This is a genomic window from Bacillus cereus group sp. BfR-BA-01356 (genome assembly GCF_022663635.1).
GTDB classification, from domain to species: Bacteria; Bacillota; Bacilli; order Bacillales; family Bacillaceae_G; genus Bacillus_A; species Bacillus_A cereus.
Window position 1 is genome coordinate 91,333 of sequence record NZ_JAKUFX010000005.1, and the last position, 20,261, is coordinate 111,593.

Sequence of the window (20,261 nt, forward strand, 5' to 3'; positions counted from 1 at the left end):
TAATTTGGTTTCAACCAAACTACAATCTCTTTTTTGTTTCAATTACTTCCACCAAATCCAAGTCCAAAGGTAGTTTCGTACATTTCGAGGAGTAATGCGAATGAAGCGTTCACCGTCAAAGAAGCAATTTAAATTTGGAAGTGTTTCATCTGGATTTTCTGGAACAAAGGTGACGATGTTTTCGTTACTTGTAACGGTTACTGTAATTGGTGGGTCGGTAGGCGAGACTTGAAGTTGTAACGAAATATTGGCCGTATTTTTAAACTCATTATTAACAGGTGGACTTATTACTTGTACTGTGAATAACACGATAATTGTTTCGTTTGGTTCCAAATTAGTAGCAACTAGGAAACCGATATTCGGATTCGCTAGTGGAGAGCGTTCACCGTTAATAAAGACAGTGCCATTTATAAATTGTAAACCTGCTGGAATAGTATCTTGTAACGAAATATTTGAGAGTGAAATTTTGGAAGTATTTGTAATGCGTACCGTGTAATCAAAATATTGATTTAAATAAGCTGAGCTGACGGAAGCATTTTTCGTGACTGTTGCAGTTATAAATTGAACTGGTATACGAACGATATTTGAATTAACAATGAAAGTAATAATTGGATCCTGTGGTGTCAACTGAAAAGCAGCGGTAACTGTTGCAGAATTTATAATTGTACTGTTTGAAGGAATAGAAGTTGCGAGAACTTGAAATGTTATAGTTGCTACTGTACCTGCAGATAAAGAACCAATATTAATACCAGTGTCTGGACGAACATTTGGAACGGGAGTGCCGTTAATGGTTACGCTGTTTTCTATAAATGTTGTACCAGCTGGAATTGTGTCTATAACAGAAGTACTGATTGTAGGAATTGGGGAATGATTGAATACCGCTAATGTGAATGTAATGATATCTCCTATAACGACAATAGATTTGTCAGCTGTTTTTTCAATGCGAACCATCGGATCAATAACTGTCGTTGTAACGGTATTTGTTTGTTTTGTAATTGTAATAGGTGGTTTTGTTGGATCAATGATAACGGTATAGGAAACAGAAGCATCATTATTAATTGTAGATTGAAGAGTAGAAGAAGATATTGTCACTTGGAACGTAATAATAACAAATTCATTAGGAGCAAGATTTCCTAACGTAATACCATTTTCAGGATTCTCATTAGGCTGATTGATTCCGTTAATCGTAACACTACCAGCAACAAAAGTCGTATCTATTGGTACGGCGTCTATGGCAAGAAGGTCTTCAATCGTTACATTACCGCTATTCGTAATCGTAATTGTATACGTTAAAGTTTGACCAGGTAAGGCGTTTGTTACATCAGCAGACTTAAAAGCAATGACATTATCATTTTGGACAGTAGTTTTGACAGTATTTGTTGTAGTCGTATTTGTAACAGGTACGTTATTTGGGTTGACTATATAGTTAAAAGTAGTAATTGCGTTGTTGTTTAGTTCATTTGGTGTTGGAATAGAAGTCACAGTTACTTGGAATGAAACGATAGCATCTCCACCAATAGTTATAGTACCAATTGGTATGCCGCTTACTGGATTCACTCCTGGAAGAGTTTCTCCGTTTACAATGACGCTATTTTCTATAAACGTAGTACCTTGAGGAATAATATCTTGAATGATTACATCATTTACTGCAACATTACCGGTTTGATTTAGTGTAATCGTATACGTTAACGTATCACCAACCGTTGCAAATGCAAGGTCAACAGCTTTATTACTATTCAAATTCGCATGATTAATTTCTGTTAAAGCAGCTGATGAAATAATAGTTTCGGTAATAGGTGGTCGATTTGGTACCGTGTATTCATATTCAATTGTACTCGTGTTAGAGATTGGATTTGTTTGTGGAATCGAAGTAACCCGTACTTGGAATAGAATGGTTGCTGTCGTATTAGGCGGAATGTTATCAATTTGTATACCGTTAAGTGGATTGTCATTTGGCCGAGCGTTGCCATTCACGATAACACTATTCTCTATAAAGCTCGTATTTGCTGGGATGATATCTGTAACAATAATGTTTTCTACTTGTATATTCCCATTGTTTGTAATGGAAATAGTGTAAGGGATAATAGTTTGTAGGTCAGCATATTGGATAGGTGTTGTTTTTGTCGCAATTACATTAGCAGAAATAACTTCAGTGAAGGTAATATTGCTAGTCGATATTTGTTCTTCCACGTTTATTGTATAACGAGAAGTTGATTGATTTTGAACACGACCGCTGGCTGGAAGAGCTACGACGGTAACAGAAAATGTGACTGGGATAGAAGTGTTAGGAGCAATCGTTCCTACAAGTATACCAGCACTTGGATTGGCATTAAGCTGAGGAATGTTATTTACTAAAACGCTACCGTCAATAAAGGTTGTTCCATCAGGTATATTGTCTGTAAATACAACAGCAGTTGCATCCGTATTCCCCGTATTCGTTAAAGTTGTTGTATAAGTTAAAATGTCACCAATCGTTACAGAGGTCAAATCAACAGTTTTAAGTGAAACGATATCAGCATCATTAATTTGAACAAAAGTAGTATTGGAAGTAGTAGATTTTTGAATTGGTGCAAAGTCAGAATTGAAAATAAAGTCGTAGACGATGTTTGCAGTATTAGGTGTTGGATTTACAGCAGGTAAATTCGTAACGGAAACTTGGAATGTTATTGTAGCCATTTGACCTGCTGCGACATTAGGAATGGAAAAGCCGATATTTGGATCTGCTGCAGGAAGCACAGTATTATTAACTATTACACTTCCTGGAATAAATACTGTTCCATTCGCTATAGTATCTGTAAAAAAGATGGAGTTAGTTGTAGTCGATCCATTATTTTGAGTGAATACTGTATATTCAATGGTTTCATCAATGTTAGCTAATACAGTATTAGTGGACTTTGTAGCAATAAGAATAGCATCAATAAATTGTATGTTTGTAGCATTGGAAGAGGTCGTTTCTGAAATTGGTGGTGTGCTTGGGTCTGGTCGATACTCATAGTGAATGACGGCGATATTATTAATGTTATTTTGTGGCGGTATAGAAACTACGCTTACTTGGAACGTAACAATAATCGTATTATTTGGAAGAATTATATCAAGATTGATACCGGTAATTGGATTTTCGTTAAGTCTTGGTACGCCATCTACAAGAATGCTATTTGGAACGAATGTGGTGCCAGAAGCAATTGCGTCAAGTAGGAGAGTATTTGTAATAGGTATTGTACCGGCGTTTGTAACTGCGACTGTATATGTGATGATTTGACCGATACGTGTAATGGATCTGTTAGCGGATTTAATTGCACTAACATTTGCCGTTCGCACTTCAGTATTTACTGCATTTGATAACGATCTACGCTGAATAATTGGAGAACTAGGGTCAATTTGGTATTCGTACGAAGTGTCTGAAATATTAATGACTGTATTGCCCTCTGGTATATTTGTAAGTTGTACTTGGAATGAAATAGTGACTGTTTCATTTGGTTGTATCGTGCCGAGAGTTACTCCGTTTTCAGGATTCACGCCAGGCTGAATTACATTATTTATTGCTAAGCTATCTTCAATGAATATAGTACCTTCTGGAATGGTATCAATGAACACGATATTGTTAGCCGGAACGGTTCCTATATTTTGAAGTGTATTTGTGTAGGTAATCATTTGCCCGATTGATACGAAATTTACATCCGCACTTTTAACAGAAATAATATTTGCATTTTGAAGTGATGTTGTAACAATGTTAGAATTTGCAGAGCGATTTACTGGTGGGGCTGTAGGAATACTTACATATTGGTAAGTTGCTGAAGATTGATTTACAATTTCAGTTTCATTCGGTGGATTATTTGTTTGCACTTGAAATAGTATCGTTTTGGAACTGTTTGCTGGAATTGTTCCAATCGGTATTCCGTTTTCAGGGTTTACACCTGGCTGAAGGACACCATTAATTGTGACACTATCGGGAACGAATGTAGTCCCAGCAGGGATAGAATCTGTAAAATTAATATTTATTGCGTCAACATTACCGATATTTTTCACTTCAGAAATATAAAGGATAGTTCCACCGATATCTACAGTTGTTGGATTGGATGTTTTTGTAATTGTCAATTGTGCTTGCACGAAATTTGTAATAACGATATTACTAGTAGATGTTTCAGTAATAGGCGGTTGCCCTGGGTCTGGTTGGATTGTATATGTTGTATTGGATTGATTTGTAATCGATTCTTGGGAGAATGAATCGTTAATAAGAATTTGGAACGAAATAAGGTGAGTAGCGTTTGCTGCTAAAGTAGGTAAAGTAACACCTACATTTGGATTGGCACCAAGTATAGTTGTTCCGTTAAGTGTAAAACTATTTTCTACGAATGTAGTATCTTGGGGGATCGTATCTGAAAATATGAGATTCGTAGCTGGAATATTTCCGGTATTTTCTAGTGTTATTGTGTAAGTCAAAATATCACCTGTTGTTGCTTGCTGTGCATTGACTGCTTTTAAAGAAAGAATAGTCGCATCCGAAATTTGTGTGAAAGCAGGATTAGACGTAATTGTTCGAGAGATGATAGGAGCAGTTGGATCGGCGATAAAAGTATAGTCAATACGGGCTGTATTAGAAATTGGGTTTACGCTTGGAATAGATTGAACGATAACCTGGAATGCTACAGTGACGATTTCTGACGGTGTGATGGAGTTTAATGGTATTCCTATGTTAGGATCAGCATCTGGAACGGAAACGCTATTAATAGTTACGCTATTCGGAATAAAGGCAGTTCCTTCGGGGACCAAATCTGTTAAAGTAACTGTATTTGCAGTAGTATTTCCGTTATTTTGAACGACTACTGTGTAAGTGATTGTACCGTCAGTAGATTGAACGAGAGAATCTGTACTTTTAATTACGGATAACGATGCATCAACAACAGCTGTATTAACCGTATTAGACGAGGATGTTGCTGTAACAGGAGGTTGACTTGGATCGACAATATACGTGTAACTTGTAAGTGCTTGATTTATAATTGCTCCTTGCGGTGGAATAGAACTTGCAAGAAATTGGAACGTAATAGTAGCGGAATCACCTGGTGCGATAATACCAACTGGAATACCGAGAGTTGGACTTGCATCTGGAAGTGAAATCCCGTTGAGCGTAACACTATTTGGAACAAATAATGCTCCTTCAGGAACTCCGTTAATGAGTAATACAGAGTTTGCAGGGAAGTTTCCAGTATTCGTTAATGTTGCTGTATACGTAATTATATCCCCGATAGATACAATTGAGCGATTTGCTTGTAAAACAGTTGTAACAGTCGCGTTATTAATTTGTGTTGAAGCGCTATTAGAATTTATCGTGCCTGTAACAGGAGGAGAGGCCGGATCAACGATGAATGTGTATTGAATAGATGCTACGTTTGTAATCGGATTTGAAGGTGGAGTTGATGTAACTATGACTTGGAAAGTAACGGTTAAGGAACTACCTGCGCTAATTGTTCCGATATTCACTCCGTTATTTGGATTTGCACCTGGAATGGTACTTCCATTTACAGCAAAACTATTTTCAACAAAGGTTGTTCCTGCTGGAACTGGGTCTGAGAAATTTACATTCGTAGCGTTTGTATTGCCGCTATTTTGAATCAAAACTGTATAAGTGATCGTATCTCCAATATTTGCAAAGGCTGTATTAGCAGTTTTTACAGCTGAAAGTATTGCTGTATTAATAGAAGTAACGAAGACATTCGTTTCCACATTGCCAGGCTGAGCCAGTAATGCATTGCCTACGTTATATTGGAAGTTAACAAATCCTAAGTTTTGGAGTTCAGGTGTGAACGTTGTTGGATTACTTACGATTTGTACTTGAAATATGATTGTAACAGTTTGATTTGGATTGATTATATTTATGCCAACACCGTTAATAATCGAAGCGGATGGTAATGGAGTGCCATCAACAATAACTGATCCTGCAACAAATTGTGTCCACGATGGTAAAGGGTCTGAGAATATAGCGTTGTTAGCAGGAATATTGCCTGTGTTCGTAATAGTCGTTGTATACGTAATCGTATCACCAATCGTCGCAAAAGTTTTATCTCCTATTTTAATAGTATTTAAAATAGCACTTTCAATTTTTGTTGTAACGTTGTTAGAAATAATATTTTTTGAAACTGGGGGATTAGCTGGATTAACGATATGTTGAAAGCTAACGCTAGCTTGATTAGTAATTGGATTTATAGGCGGAATTTCATTGGCGATAATGTGAAATGCTACGATGACAGATTCGTTTGGCGCGATATCACCGATTGGAACGCCTGTAATGATATCTGCATTTGGGATGCTAGTTCCGTTCAGTGTAAAGCTATTCGGTTCAAAGGAAGTTCCGTCTGGAATAAGGTCGGTAAAAATAACATTTGTTGCACTCACATTTCCGCTATTTGTAATTGTAACGTTGTAGGTAATATCCTGCCCGATATCTACCGTAGATACATTTGAATTTTTTTGTGCAGTAAGGATAGCGCTATTAATTTGTGTTGTCGTTGTATTAGATTGATTAGAAGTTGTAATAGGTGGCTGGCTAGGATCAACGACATAATGATATGTGGTAGAAGCAGAGTTAGAAATGGGATTAAGTGTTGGAAGTGTAATAACAGTTGCTTGGAATGTAACGATTGCCGTATTACCACCATTAATGGAACCAATATTTACACCAGTTGATAAATCGGCGTTTGGAATGGTTTGCCCATTAGCTGTGAAACTATTTGGAACGAAACTTAAATTGCTATCAAGAATATCGATAATAGTTACATCAGTTGCGGTCACATTCCCGGTATTAGGAAGGTTAAGTGTAAATGTTATTGTATTACCAACATCCGCAAAAGTAAGATTGGCTGTTTTGGTGCTAATAATAGTTGCGTTGTTTATTTGAAGGAGTGTAGTGTTGGAAGTAGCTGCACTTGAAACGGGAGGATTAACAGGATCAACAGTAAATTCATACGTCGTTGATGCTGTATTTGGTGCTGGGTTACTAGGGGGAATGCTGTTCACTGTAACTTGAAAGACGATACTATATATTTCGTTTGGTGGAAGTGTTGCAAGTAATACACCTGTATTTGGATCCGCGTTAGGTTGTAAAACGCCATCGACAGTTAATGTGTTAGGAACAAATGTGAGTCCACTTGGTAATGTATCTGTGAATACAATATTAGTTGCATCGGTATTGCCTACATTGGTAATAGAAGTAGTATAAAAAGCAGTTTGCCCGATATCTGCAAAGGATACACTTTCATTTTTCGTCATAGACAATATTGCTTCGTTAATTTGGGTTGAAACAGGATTACTAATTGAAGTTTCTGCATCAGGTGGTGAGACTAATTGATACGATGTTGATGAGAAATTTACAATTGGGTTTTGGTTTGGTAATGATGTTACAGTAACTTGGAACGAAACTGTTACTGTAGTCCCGGCTGTTATTGTCCCAATATTCACACCGTTCGATGGATCCGCCCCACTTTGAGGAACTCCGTTAATAGAAAATGTGTTTGCAATAAATGTAGTGACGCTTGGCACTGTATCTGTAAATATAACATTTTGTGCAGATGAGTTTCCATTGTTTGTTAAAATGACAGTATAAGTGAGTGTGTCTCCAATACGACTAAAGGATTTATCGACTTGTTTTAATGAAAGAATGTTAGCTGTATTAATCGTAGTAAACACTGTGTTTGAAGTAACGTTTCTTGAAACAATCGGTGCATTTGGATCAGCGATAAATGTGTAAGAAGCAGTAGCGGAATTGGCTACAGGATTTTGGTTTGGTGTAGAAGTAGCAGTAACTTGAAATGCGATAGATATTGATTTGTTAGGAGCAATTGATCCGACTGTTATACCTGTATTAGGATCGAGTCCGATGTGTGTACTGCCATTGATTGTGACACTATTCGGAATGAACGTTGTGCCGTCTGGAATAAGATCAGTGAAAGTAATATTCGTTGCATTTGTATTGCCATTATTCGTTAAAATGGTTGTATAGGTAATGGTATCACCTAGTGTAACAATTGTTTGATCGACCGATTTTGCCATCGTTATCATAGCATCTAGTACCGGATTTGTAACGATATTCGTTGAAGTAGAAGTTGTAATAGGAGTTCCGTTTGGATCGACAGAATAAGAATATAAAATTGTGTCATTACCCATAATTGAACTTGAAGGGGGAACAGAAAGAACATTTGCTTGGAAAGTAACGGTTACTGTTTCACCAGGAGCGATATTTGGTATAGTTACTCCAAGTGCTGGTTGCGCACCAGATTGCTGAACCCCATTTATTTTGACTGAGTTTGGTATAAAGGTAGTGTTAGCTGGAATTGCGCTCGTGAACGTTATATTCGTTGCAGTCGTATTTCCTGTATTTGTAATAGTTGTTTTATACGTAATCGTATCTCCAACAGAAATGATAGATTTATCAACGCTTTTTTGGTCGTTAATATTGCACTATTAATTGTTGTCGAAACAGCATTAGATACGTTCGTTTGTGTTACGGCAGGTTGGCTAGGATCAACTACATGTGCAAATTGTACAGAACTAAAATTAGAAATTGGATTTATACTTGGAATGTTTGTAACAAGTACGTTGAGAGTAATCACGGCCGTTCCATTTGGGTTTATATTTCCAATCTGAATCCCGTTAGATGGATTTCCGATTTGCTGTGTACCAGAATCGTTTGTAAGAGTGCCAGATATGAATGTCGTCCCATCAGGTAAAGTATCCGTGAAAATTATATTTTGTGAAGTGACATTTCCAGGGTTACTTAATGTAATTGTATAAGAAATTGTATCACCAATCGTTGCGAAAATTTTATCTACAGATTTGATTGCCACAATTTCTCCAGAATTTATTTGTGTCGAAACAGAATTAGATGTCGTATTTCGTGAAACAAGTGGTAAATTAGGTCCTGTCATAAATTTATAATCAATAGAAGCGCCGTTTACAACCGGTGAGTTTGGTCCGCCTGGTCCAATTGTGAAAATTGGATTTGGAATGCTAACTACTTGCACACGGAAGGTAACATTTATAAAATCTCCGGCAATAATATCTCCAATTGGTATCCCGTTCGCTGGATTTACTCCAGGTAATAAAACTCCGCCTACTCGAACGCTATCTTCTATAAATACTGCGTCATTTGGAATCGGATCTGTAAAAATGATATTCGTAGCAGTTGTGTTTCCTATATTTTCTAATAAAACTGTATACGTTAAAAATGAATTTCCAGGTGCTATGTCAGAAAATAGCCGATCCACACTTTTCGTTGCTTGAATAATTGCTTCGTTAATTTGAACTAAAGTTGGATTACTTGTAGCTGTTTCTGTCACCGGCGGCTGGGTAGGATCAATAATGATCGAGTATGTCGTGCTAGACTGGTTCAAAGTTGGATTTGTAACTGGTATTGAGCCAACGATAGCTTGAAAGCTAATTGTTGTCGTTCCTCCAACTGGAATTGAGTCTAAAGAAATCCCGCTATCTGGTCTAAATCCAAGTTGTGGGATGGTATTAATTTGTACGCTATCAGGAACGAATGAAAGTTCAGGTGGTAATATATCGATAAAAACAGGTGTGTTTGCGGCAGTATTTCCGCTATTGGTGAGGGTAGTTGTATACGTAATTGTATCTCCAACAGCAGCAAAAGCACTGCTTGCAGTTTTTGTTGCGATAACAGAAGCAGTATTTACTTGTGTAAAGGTTTTATTAGATTGAACTGTTCGTGAAACTGGCGGTTCATTTATATCTACAATAAAGCTATATTGAAGCGATGATTTATTCGGGATTGGATTAGGGTTTGGAAGTGTTGTAATGTTTACTTGAAAACTGAGTGTAGCAGATGCATTTGAATTCAAGTTACCAATATTGATACCGTTTTGTGGATTTGCATTCGGAACGGTTACACCATTTATCTTAAAGCTATTTGGGATAAAGGTAGTACCGTTTGGAATTGTATCAGTAAAAATAATGTTGTTCGCAGTAGTATTTCCGTTGTTTGTAACAGCTGAAGTGAATGTAATTGTATCACCAATTGTAGCGAAAGTTGTACTAGCGCTTTTATTTATTACTAAAGTAGCGTCAATAATTGGTGTAACTGTTGTATTTGTTACAGTGCTACCAACAGCAGGAGATTGGTTTGGATTTACGGTATATTCATAATTTACAAGAGCATTATTTGTTAATGTGCCACTAGGTGGTATCGCTAAAATTTGTGCTTGAAAAGTAATGAATACAGTATCTCCTGGCGAAATATCTGCCAAGTGAACACCAAGTGATGGATCTAATCCTGGTTGTGGAACATTATTGATCGTTACGGAGTTTTGGATAAATGAAGCTCCTGCGCCAAGCCCATCTGTTAAAACAGTTGCACTAGCAGGGGTATTACCTGTATTTGTTACTGCAATCGTATAAGTAACGATATCTCCAATTGCAGCATTCGGTGTGTTCACTGATTTTGTAGCGATAATCGTAGCGTTATTAATTTGAGTTGTTATTACGTTACTTAACGTATTGGCGGATGCTGGAGGTAAGTTAGGGTCTATGACGTACTGGTACGTTGTATTGCTTTGGTTCGGGATTGGATTTGGGTTCGGTATAGAATTTACTTGTACTTGGAACGAGATGATCGTATTTGCATTCTGATTTATTGGATCGATTGCAATTCCGCTTGCTGGATTGACATTAGGCAGTGTATTCCCATTTACAGTAACACTATTAGGAATAAACGATGTTCCGTTTGGAATTACATCTGTAAATATTACATTTGATGCAAGTGTGTTCCCGTTATTCGTTAAAGTAGTCGTGTACGTAATAATATCATTTACGTTAGCAAACTGTTTATCTGCAGATTTAGTAGCGGCAATTGAGGCGTTATTAATAGTTGTCTGTACAGTGTTAGAAGCAACCATCTGCATCACAGCAGGTTTGGATGGATCATACGTATATTGGAATGTTGTGCCTGATTGATTTGTAATTGGGTTTACAGCAGGGATAGTTGGTACAAAAACTTGAAATGCAACGGTGCGTGATGAATTCGCTCCTATCGTACCAATTGAAATGCCGGTGGCAGGATTTGCGTTAGCTACAGGGACATTATTAATCGTTACAGTATTAGGAATGAAGAGGGTACCCGCTGGAATGATATCTGTAAACGTTACATTAGCAGCAGGGATATTCCCGTTATTTGTTAAAATAGTTGCATATAGTATGACATCACCGACATCAGCGAAGTTTGTACTCGTTAGTTTTGTAGCAACGATATTAGCAGTATTAATTTGTGTAGTTACTATATTGCTAGCAGCGTTTCTAACGAGAGCAGGTAAATTTGGATCAGCGATAAAGCTATATTGAAGTGAAGCGCTGTTTTGAATTGGGTTTGGTGAAGGTAGCCCATTTGCACTTATTTGAAAAACAATCGTTGCAAAACCACCTGAAGGAATGGAGCCGACTTGAAGACCGGTACTAGGGTCTGCACCTTGTTGTAAAGTACCACCTATAAAAATACTATTTGGTACGATAGTGGAGCCGTTAGGGATTATATCGGTAACAATAACATTATTTGCTGTAGTATTGCCAAGATTAGCTAAAGAAATTGTATATGTGATTGGTTGCCCGACATCGGCGATAGTTAAATCTACTTCTTTGACAATCACTACATTTGCTAAATTAATTTGTGTACTTACAGTGTTACTTACAGATGTTTCTATAGTTGGTGGATCGCCCGGATTTAGAATAAAGCTATACTGTGTACTAGATGAATTTAATGTTGGGTTTTGTGTTGGTAAAGAGGTGACGGTTACTTGATAAGAGACAGTAAGTGAGCCATTAGCAGCAATGGAAGGTAGTGGAACACCTATATTTGGATCTGCGTTATTTTGGAGTACACCATTAATAAGAAAAGTGTTTGGAATAAAGGTAGTACCGTCTGGATTCGTATCTACGAAAGTAGGACTATCAGCAGAAACACTTCCTGCATTCGTCAAAGTAACAGTATAAGTTAATATATCCCCTACGGTAGCGAACGCTCGGTCCACTGTTTTGGCTGAAATGACATTTGCATCGTTTACTTGAGTAAATGTAGTAGTTGAAGTAGTGTTCTTACTTACAGGTGAAGCGTTTGGATCAACGATAAAGTTATAGGAGATGGAAGCGCTATTTGAAATAGGGTTTGGATTTGGAATGCTAGTTATTACTACTTGGAATGAAGCTGTAATTGTAGTATTAGCATTGATGCTACCAATATTGATGCTAGCTGGTGTAACGCCTGGCTGAGTAACACTGTTAACTATAACGCTGTTTGGGACAAAGGCGGTTCCATTCGCAATTGAATCAGATAGTAATATATTGTTCGCTGCAACATTTCCATCATTCGTAAGAGCAAAGGTGTAAGTTAATACATCGCCAACTTCCGCAAACGTTTCATCTACAGATTTATTAACATGGAGATTTGCTAGTCTAATTGTTGATGCAACAGAATTAGAATTTGCTGTTTTTGAAGTCGGTGGCAAACTTGGATTTACAGTATATAGATAAGAAGCGAAGGCGTTATTAATGATAGGATTTTGGGTCGTAATATTGATGACTGTTACTTGGAAAGAAAGGGTAACAGTAGCCCCACCAGGGATTGTGCCGATAGGTAAAGCAACGAGAGAATCTACATTTTGTAAAACTCCGTTTAGTGTTACAGTACCAGGAGTCAATATCGTTCCGTTTGGAAGTGGATCTGTTAGTTGAACGTTATTAGCGGCCGTATTTCCACTGTTTGTAATAAGGATTGTATAACTTATTGTTTCACCAATTGTAGCAAATTGTTTATTTGTTGATTTTGTTAATGTTACATTCGCATTGTTAATTTGAGTGGAAACGAGATTCGAAGAAATATTTTTTGTAACAGGTGATTGGCTAGGATTGACAGTATATTGATAAGAAGCGCTTGATCCGTTAGATACGACATTTGACGTGGGTATTGTGTTTACTACTACTTGAAATGCAACATTTTTTGTTGTGCCGCTTGTTATGGATCCAATGTTCACGCCGGTAGCGGGATTTGCACCCACTTGTGTCGTGCCATCTATTGTTAAACTGTTTAGAACGAAAGTTGTTCCAGTAGGGATGATATCTGTAAAAATAACATTGTTCGCATTTGTATTACCTGTACCTGTAAAGGAAACGGTGTACGTTAGTGTATCACCAATATCTGCAAAATTTTTATCTACTGCTTTCGTCATTGTTACAGTAGCATTATTCACTTGAGTGGAGACAATATTTGTCGTATCAGTCCCACTTACTGCTGGTTGATTAGGTACAGGAATGTATTGATATGTTGTTGTTCCACTATTTAATATTGGGTTTGTTTGAGGGATAGAAGGAACGAGCACTTGGAATGAAATAGTAGTAGTGGAATTTGCGGCAATTGAACCAATTGTTATACCATTAGCGGGATTTGCGCCAGCTTGAGTAACTCCGTTCACAGTTACACTCCCTGGAATGAAAGTAGTCCCGCTAGGAATCGGATCCGTATATATCACATTCGTTGCAGCGATATTTCCTATATTAGCTAAGGCAATACTGTAAGTTAATGTTTCACCAATATCGGTAAAAAGTTTGTTAACTGATTTTGTTCCATTAATATCTGCAAGGTTAATTTGTGTTCCAGCAGAGTTACTTGTTGCAAGACCATTAAAAGTTGTTCCTCCGGCGATTGGTGTATATTGAAATGTAATATTAGCAGTGTTAGAGATAGGATTTTGACTTGGAAGAGAAACGACAGTAGCTTGGAAAGTTACTATACGAGAAGCACCATTATTAATTGTTCCAAGAGATATACCAGCCGCAGGATTTGCATTTGTTTGTGGTACGTTATCTACTGTTACAGTGCCGGGTATAAAAGAAGTACCATTAGGGAGACTATCTATAAAAATAGCGTTATTGGCAGGAAGAAGCCCGGTGTTAGGGATAGTAACTGTATAAGTGAGAATATCTCCAATTGCAGCAACACTTTTATTCACGCTTTTCGTCGCTTGTATATTTGGTGAGTTTATATTAATTTGTAAGCCTACTGTATTTAACATATATGCGTCTCCGTTAGTAGTTAAACGGATTGCGGCGGATACTTGTGAGTTTGTTAAATAAGGAGAAATATCAATGGAAGTAATGTCCCAGCCCTGTCTTCCTGCGGAGATGTTTGTACTTGTAGAAGCACTTTGATTTCGCGTTCCAAATGTCCCAGTTGTATCTAAGTTTCCTGCAGCATTATTAACTTGAGAACCGAAGAAATTATTTATGGCATTATTTGGCCCAGATAAAGCATTTAATGAACTGAAATTTGGTCCAAATAAAGCTTGATCCCCGGTTAAATCTGCATCTCCTTCGGTAGAACTTAAAAATAATCTCCCGCTTACTGGTCCTCCTGAAGGTGTTAAAAATCCAGAAACAGATACATCGGCACTACCAGTTTCTGCAGAAACACGGTTACCAGCTACATAAATGGTTAAGTTTCTTGCTGGCAATGTCCCGTTTTGATAAGCGACGATAAGCGTCCATCCAGCCGAATTAATTGTTCCATTAGAAGCATCTATAGGATCTACAAGTCCAGGAACCGCTCCTGTAGTATAGGAACCAGCACCTCCCGCTTGAATAAGAGTTGTTACGTCTGCTGAACGAGTGTAAAAGCCAAATGTAATAGAGTTTGAAACGAAAGTTTGATTTGAAGCCGTAACAGATGAAGGAGTAATCGAGTATGTTGAAACAGGTGTTGTAAAAGAAACTGGGTTTCCTAATACACTTGTAATGTTTTGATCACGAGATAAATAGTTTCCACCCCAAACGAGTTCTGCGTAAAGAATAGTACTACCAGCAGGGATATTTAAAATAGCGGTAGAACTATTTTGTGTATAGTTTAATGTTGTACCAGCAGGAAAAGTAGTTACTTGTAAAGCAGTATTCGTAGTTGCGAATGCACCAATTGCCCCGATTGTACCAGCACGGTTTTGATTGCTGATTTTACTTAAGCCTAAAGTATTACCTGTAATAGCGAGTGCGCCGTTAGTGGTGGTAGAAAATCGATTCGTAATGGGCATGTTGTCACCTCATTTACAATATAGTCTTGGTCAAAATAACATATGTGTGTGACAAATAAAGGGAAACATGTACAAGTTGATTTCGTAATAATGATTTAAATGTCTAGATAAGGGGATGGAGTATGAGTGAATTGGAAATTAGGGTGGAGCGTCTTAGGGAAGCAAAAACAGGGAATATTGTATCATTATCTTCTTATATTGGGTGGGATTATAACAGAGAAGAAATTGAGACTATTTTTAACGCAGGGATTGTATACGGTGTTTGGAATGAGAGAGAGGAACTAATTGCTAGCGCGGCAATAATATTATATGGGGAGAAATTAGCGTCTATCGGAATGGTGATTGTACATCCAGATTATAAGGGGAGAGGGATTGGAAAGATAATAACGGAAGCGTGCGTTAAAAGCGTATCAGCTCATACTCCAATTATGCTTATTGCTACGGATGAAGGGAAACCTTTATATGAAAAGTTAGGATTTAGGGCAGTAAGTTATGTTTCTAAATACATATGTAACTCATACAATGCGAAAGATTATTGTATAAGAAATGAAGATTATGTGATGAATTATGAAGAGGGTGATTTAGAAAAAATAATAAAAATAGATGAATATGCGTTTGGAACAAATAGAAAAGAGTTTTTAAAGAAAAGAATTATGCAAAGTGAACAGTGTATCGTTGTAAAGGACAAGGAACAAAATGTATTAGGTTACGGTTTAAGCATACAAACACCAGAAAATAAGATAATAGGGCCGGTTGTTGCTAAAAATGATGAGATGGCAATGAGAATTGTACATGATTTAGCAAAAGGGCATAATGGTAAATTAAGAATTGATGTACTAGAAGGAAAGAAAGATTTCATGAAAGTATTAGAGATTGCTGGTTTTAAAAAGGTGAATACACCACCAATTATGATGAAAAATAGCGGTCAATTATTAAAAAGGAATAATGAGTTATATAGCATTGCAGCACAAATTTTTGGGTGAAAAAGAATCCTTCTGAATGAAGGATTCTTTTTCGCTAATCACGATATTGATCATGAGTCGGCTGAAAGAGGTCTTCCTCGATATCTCTCACCATAGAAAAATGATCAACGTTATAATGACCGTGTAAAGTTTTATTGTGATGACCAATAATTTGTTCTGCAGACAATACATTAGAATCAGTTGTTGAATGACCGTTTTTAATTAATGTAACGTCAAATCCTTGTACAGTTGCTGCTCTAACTGCAGTGTCAATGCAATGTTCTGTTTTACATCCGCCTATAACAATATGATTAATGTTTTCTTCTTTTAAAAGTTCAAGTAAAGAAGTGCCGTAGAATGAATTGGTTGCTGCTTTATTAATAAAGATTGCAGACTGAGGTATTTGAATTTGATTATGTACTTCAAATCCTTCGCCACTACCAGAAGCAACATCGATATCTCTTACGAAAACAATAAGGGCATTTGAATCTATTGCTTTCTGCAGGGCTATATTTAGTGTAGATAATAGCTCAGTTTTACGAAAAACTTCATTTTCTTGCTCATTTCCATCAATTAATTCTTGCTGAGCGTCGATAATTAATAGTGCTTGTTTCATCGTGTCTCCCCTTTAATATGAAATAAGTTCCACTGTACATATTCCTTCAGATTGTTAGAAAATCCTCCATTGTAAGCGAAGTAGAAGATTGATTTACAAAGTTGTCAAAGAAATTTCATTCTCATAGCGTGTAAAAACATGTATGATAGGAGATGGAGAATTTTTGAGTAGGTGGGAATAACATGCAAACAGTAGAAGATTATCTTTCATTCTTACATACGAAAGGATTTAAATTATCAGAGGAAGCACAAGGGTTTATTATGTTTGGACAAGGATATACTGGTGCGTCTGATGGGATTGTGAACGCAGCAATAGAAGCGACAATTAAACATCAATTGCAGTTTGATGGTAGTTATTTCGTTGCGTTATTAGAACGATTGAAAGAGGAAGAAATTACAGATAAAAAAAGCGCTAAGGCTTTTATGCGGAAGTTACAAGCGTAACTTCACGCAGCCTGCGCTTCTTTTTTTGTTTTGGAAGGTAATTCAACAAAAATCATGCCTAGAAAAATACATAGACATCCGATAATAGCAGAAATAGAAAGTTGTTCATTTGCAACGAGAACGCCTGTTAATGCAGCAAAAACGGGCTCCATTGCGAAAATAATTGCTACCCTCGTTGGAGAAGTGTGTTTTTGTGCCGATGTTTGAATGAAAAAAGCAATAGATGTTGCAAACAGGGCAGTTAGAAAGAGTGCGAATAAAAAGGATTGATTCGTCCATAGTGATACTGAAAATAACTTTTCCCAATCTTCAAACAAAAAAGCGCAAATAGAAGAAAATATACCAACAGCTAATACTTGAGATGTGCTTAATAATAAAGGTGATATTTTTTTAGAAAAGAAGCCGTTAATAAGAATATGGGCAGCGAAAGCGACTGCACAACCAAGAACAAGTATATCTCCTATATTTAATTGGAAAGAATCAGCAGCTGTTAATAAGTACAAACCTGTTGTAGCTACAGCAATACCAAGTATGATGAAAATGGTGGCTTTTTGTTTTAAAAAGATAAATGATAAGATTGGGACCATAACAATGCTTAGCCCAGTTAAGAAACCTGCTTTTGAAGAAGTTGTATAGAGTAAGCCAAATGTTTGTAATAAATAGCCGACAAATAAGAAGAACCCAACCATTAATCCAGCTAAACTACTATGTTTTAATTCTTGTTTTGAAGTTTTCTGTGAGAAAATAATTTGAACGAATAATAAAATAATTCCAGCGAATAAAAAGCGAATACCATTAAACGTAAATGGACCAACGAAAGACATAGCGTTTTGAACGACAACAAACGTAGCTCCCCAAATAAAAGAGACAAATAATAAAGCAAGAGGAGCAATCCACTCTTTTTTCACACTCATACCCCCGTTAATTTTGTAAGATAGCTTTTCTAGCTAATTCATCAGCTACTTTATTTTGACTACTTGGAATCCACTTAATAAAAAAGAGATCGAAGTTTTTTATGTACTGCAGTGCTTCATCTAAAAGAGGTGCAAATATTTTATTTTTTGCGTATTCCTTTTCAACAGCCCGCTCAACAAGCTGCGAATCTGTACGAAAAGAGACAGTGCTATAATTATGCTCGATGCAATATTTTAATGCTAGAAGTAAAGCGCGGTATTCTGCTTCATGATTGGACATTGTTCCAAGTGGTACTGATAATTGTACAGGTGGCTGAACGCCTTTAATAAACACTCCTGCACCAGAAGGACCAGGATTTCCTTTTGATGCACCATCAATATATACTTCAATCAAAATGAGAAACCTCCAAATTATAAGATGATCCCCTACTTAAATATTTTTTTGAAGTAGGGGATAGAGTAGTTATCCGATTGTGATGCTGTAACGACATGTAAATGTTTCATTCGCTTGTAAAGATTGAATTCCCTTTTTGTCCTTGAAATCTTTTGCTGGATTTACTTCATCAGCGATTCCATACCAAGGTTCAATACATAAGAAAGGTGCGTTATTCCCTGGTGTCCATACGCCGACAAAGGGAAATCCATCAAATTCTACTTTTACAAATTTATTATGTTTATGAGAACGAATCGAAATTTCATTCGTATTCATATGTTCAAAAATAAGCGCATCATTTTTGAATAAATCATATGTAAGTGGCAATTCAGTCGTATTTTCAGCGATTAATTGCTTTTTGTTTGAAAGATAAGGTCCTTCTAATACGCTTGTTTCTAAGCGTTCCAAACCATTAAACGATAAGTGATAATCTGTAAATGATTCACCGTCCAATAAAGGGAAGTTGAATCCAGGGTGTGCTCCAATTGAGAAGAACATCTCTTTTGAAGTAGGATTGTTTACTTCATATGTTACATGAACACTTTGTCCATTTAGCTCATAAGAAACGAGTAATTCGAATTCGTATGGGTATTTTTTTAATGTTTCTTCATTACTAGTAACGGTATAAGTGATCTTTGTTTCGCTTTGTTCTTTCACAGAAAAAGTAAGATCACGGGCGAAACCGTGTTGTGTTAATGAATATGGTTTACCGTCTACGTAGTATGTATTATCTACTAATCGACCGACAATTGGGAACAAAATTGGTGCACGGCGTCCCCAATAAGTAGAATCACCTTGCCATAAATATTCTATGTTGTCTTCTTTTAAGCGAACGCTCTGTAATTCTGCACCTTTGTCAGAAATGGAAACGATCACTTTTTCATTTTGAATTGTTGCTGTCATGAAGTGAAACCTCCTAAATCTTTCATATGTTTTATTATACGTTGTCTAAAAGAAAAAAGGTAGTTCACGATAGGAATCTATTGACGAAAGAGGGGCTACCACGTAAAATATAATCTTGTTGCTTAAAAAACGAATAACGTGGTTCGAAACCATCCCACGTAAAAAAACTAAGGAGATTTTGTCATGAATATTAGAACATTAGTCGGTAATGGTATTTTAGCGGCATTATATATTGCTGTTTCTATGCTTATTCAGCCATTTGGCTTTACGAATGTACAGTTTCGTATTTCAGAGATGTTTAATCATCTCGTTGTATTTAACAAGAAAGCAATTTACGGAATTGTATTAGGTGTATTTTTAACGAATCTCTTTTTCTCACCTATGATCGCTTATGATTTAGTATTTGGAGTAGGTCAATCTATTCTTGCATTAGTTGCAACGATTATTTCTATGCGGTTTATTAAAGGTGTTTGGGCTCGTATGATTTTTAATACAGTTATCTTTACGATTACAATGTTTATGATTGCAATTGAACTTCATCTTGCATTTGATCTACCATTTATGTGGACTTGGTTAACATGTGCAGCAGGTGAATTCGTAGTAATGGCGATCGGTATGCCTGTAATGTACTGGATTAATAAGCGAGTACAATTTGAAAGATTTATGTAATAGATGAAAGAGCTATTCCTATGGGATAGCTCTTTTTGTATGTAATCATATTGAATATTATGCTGTGACTCTAGATAAAATATAATAAAATAAAGTGAGGCTTTCATTAGCTGGCTACATATAAGAAGTCTTATATAAGACCTGCGGTAGTATGTCAACTGAAAAATAATATCTTTTGAAGTTATCAAAGGACAAATTGCTTAAAAAAGACATCACGAAACTAGACCAGTATTTTATGTAAAATACT

General features: G+C 36.5%; 7 protein-coding genes, 1 pseudogene and 1 riboswitch. Of the genes and pseudogenes, 3 read left to right on the forward strand and 5 right to left on the reverse strand.

From position 1 onward, the window contains the following. Nucleotides 1-42 precede the first annotated feature (42 nt). Nucleotides 43-15,074, reverse strand: a pseudogene (locus tag MR168_RS03690) (DUF7507 domain-containing protein). Nucleotides 15,075-15,196: 122 nt separating this feature from the next. Between MR168_RS03690 and MR168_RS03695 the strand changes: the two are divergent. After that, a complete protein-coding gene (locus MR168_RS03695) occupies nt 15,197-16,057 on the forward strand; it encodes a GNAT family N-acetyltransferase (RefSeq protein WP_025709234.1) in 861 nt (286 codons plus the stop codon). Nucleotides 16,058-16,091: 34 nt separating this feature from the next. Here MR168_RS03695 and MR168_RS03700 read toward each other — a convergent pair whose 3' ends face one another. Continuing rightward, nucleotides 16,092-16,652, reverse strand: a complete 561-nt coding sequence (locus tag MR168_RS03700; protein ID WP_016122201.1) for a cysteine hydrolase family protein — start codon at nt 16,650-16,652, stop codon at nt 16,092-16,094. Nucleotides 16,653-16,834: 182 nt separating this feature from the next. On the opposite strand from MR168_RS03700, the gene MR168_RS03705 reads away from it, so the two are divergent. Then, on the forward strand, nt 16,835-17,095 hold the full coding sequence (locus MR168_RS03705; protein ID WP_001195212.1) for a DUF6123 family protein: 261 nt from the start codon (nt 16,835-16,837) through the stop codon (nt 17,093-17,095). A 2-nt stretch (nt 17,096-17,097) separates the two neighbouring features. Here the strand turns inward: MR168_RS03705 and MR168_RS03710 are convergent, their stop codons facing one another. The 3 genes from MR168_RS03710 to MR168_RS03720 form a co-directional block, all read right to left on the reverse strand. Next, on the reverse strand, nt 17,098-18,003 hold the full coding sequence (locus MR168_RS03710) for a DMT family transporter (protein ID WP_000712605.1): 906 nt from the start codon (nt 18,001-18,003) through the stop codon (nt 17,098-17,100). Nucleotides 18,004-18,016: 13 nt separating this feature from the next. Continuing rightward, entirely contained in the window at nt 18,017-18,403 is a 387-nt protein-coding gene (locus MR168_RS03715) for a reverse transcriptase-like protein (protein WP_000573880.1), read from the reverse strand. Nucleotides 18,404-18,472: 69 nt separating this feature from the next. Next, entirely contained in the window at nt 18,473-19,345 is an 873-nt protein-coding gene (locus tag MR168_RS03720; protein WP_000127399.1) for an aldose 1-epimerase family protein, read from the reverse strand. Nucleotides 19,346-19,477: 132 nt separating this feature from the next. Continuing rightward, a riboswitch (PreQ1 riboswitch) is annotated at nt 19,478-19,522 on the forward strand. Nucleotides 19,523-19,528: 6 nt separating this feature from the next. Here MR168_RS03720 and MR168_RS03725 point away from each other — a divergent pair. Beyond that, nucleotides 19,529-20,014: a QueT transporter family protein gene (locus MR168_RS03725; RefSeq protein ID WP_001026471.1), complete on the forward strand. Its 486-nt coding sequence runs from the start codon at nt 19,529-19,531 to the stop codon at nt 20,012-20,014. Nucleotides 20,015-20,261: the final 247 nt, after the last annotated feature.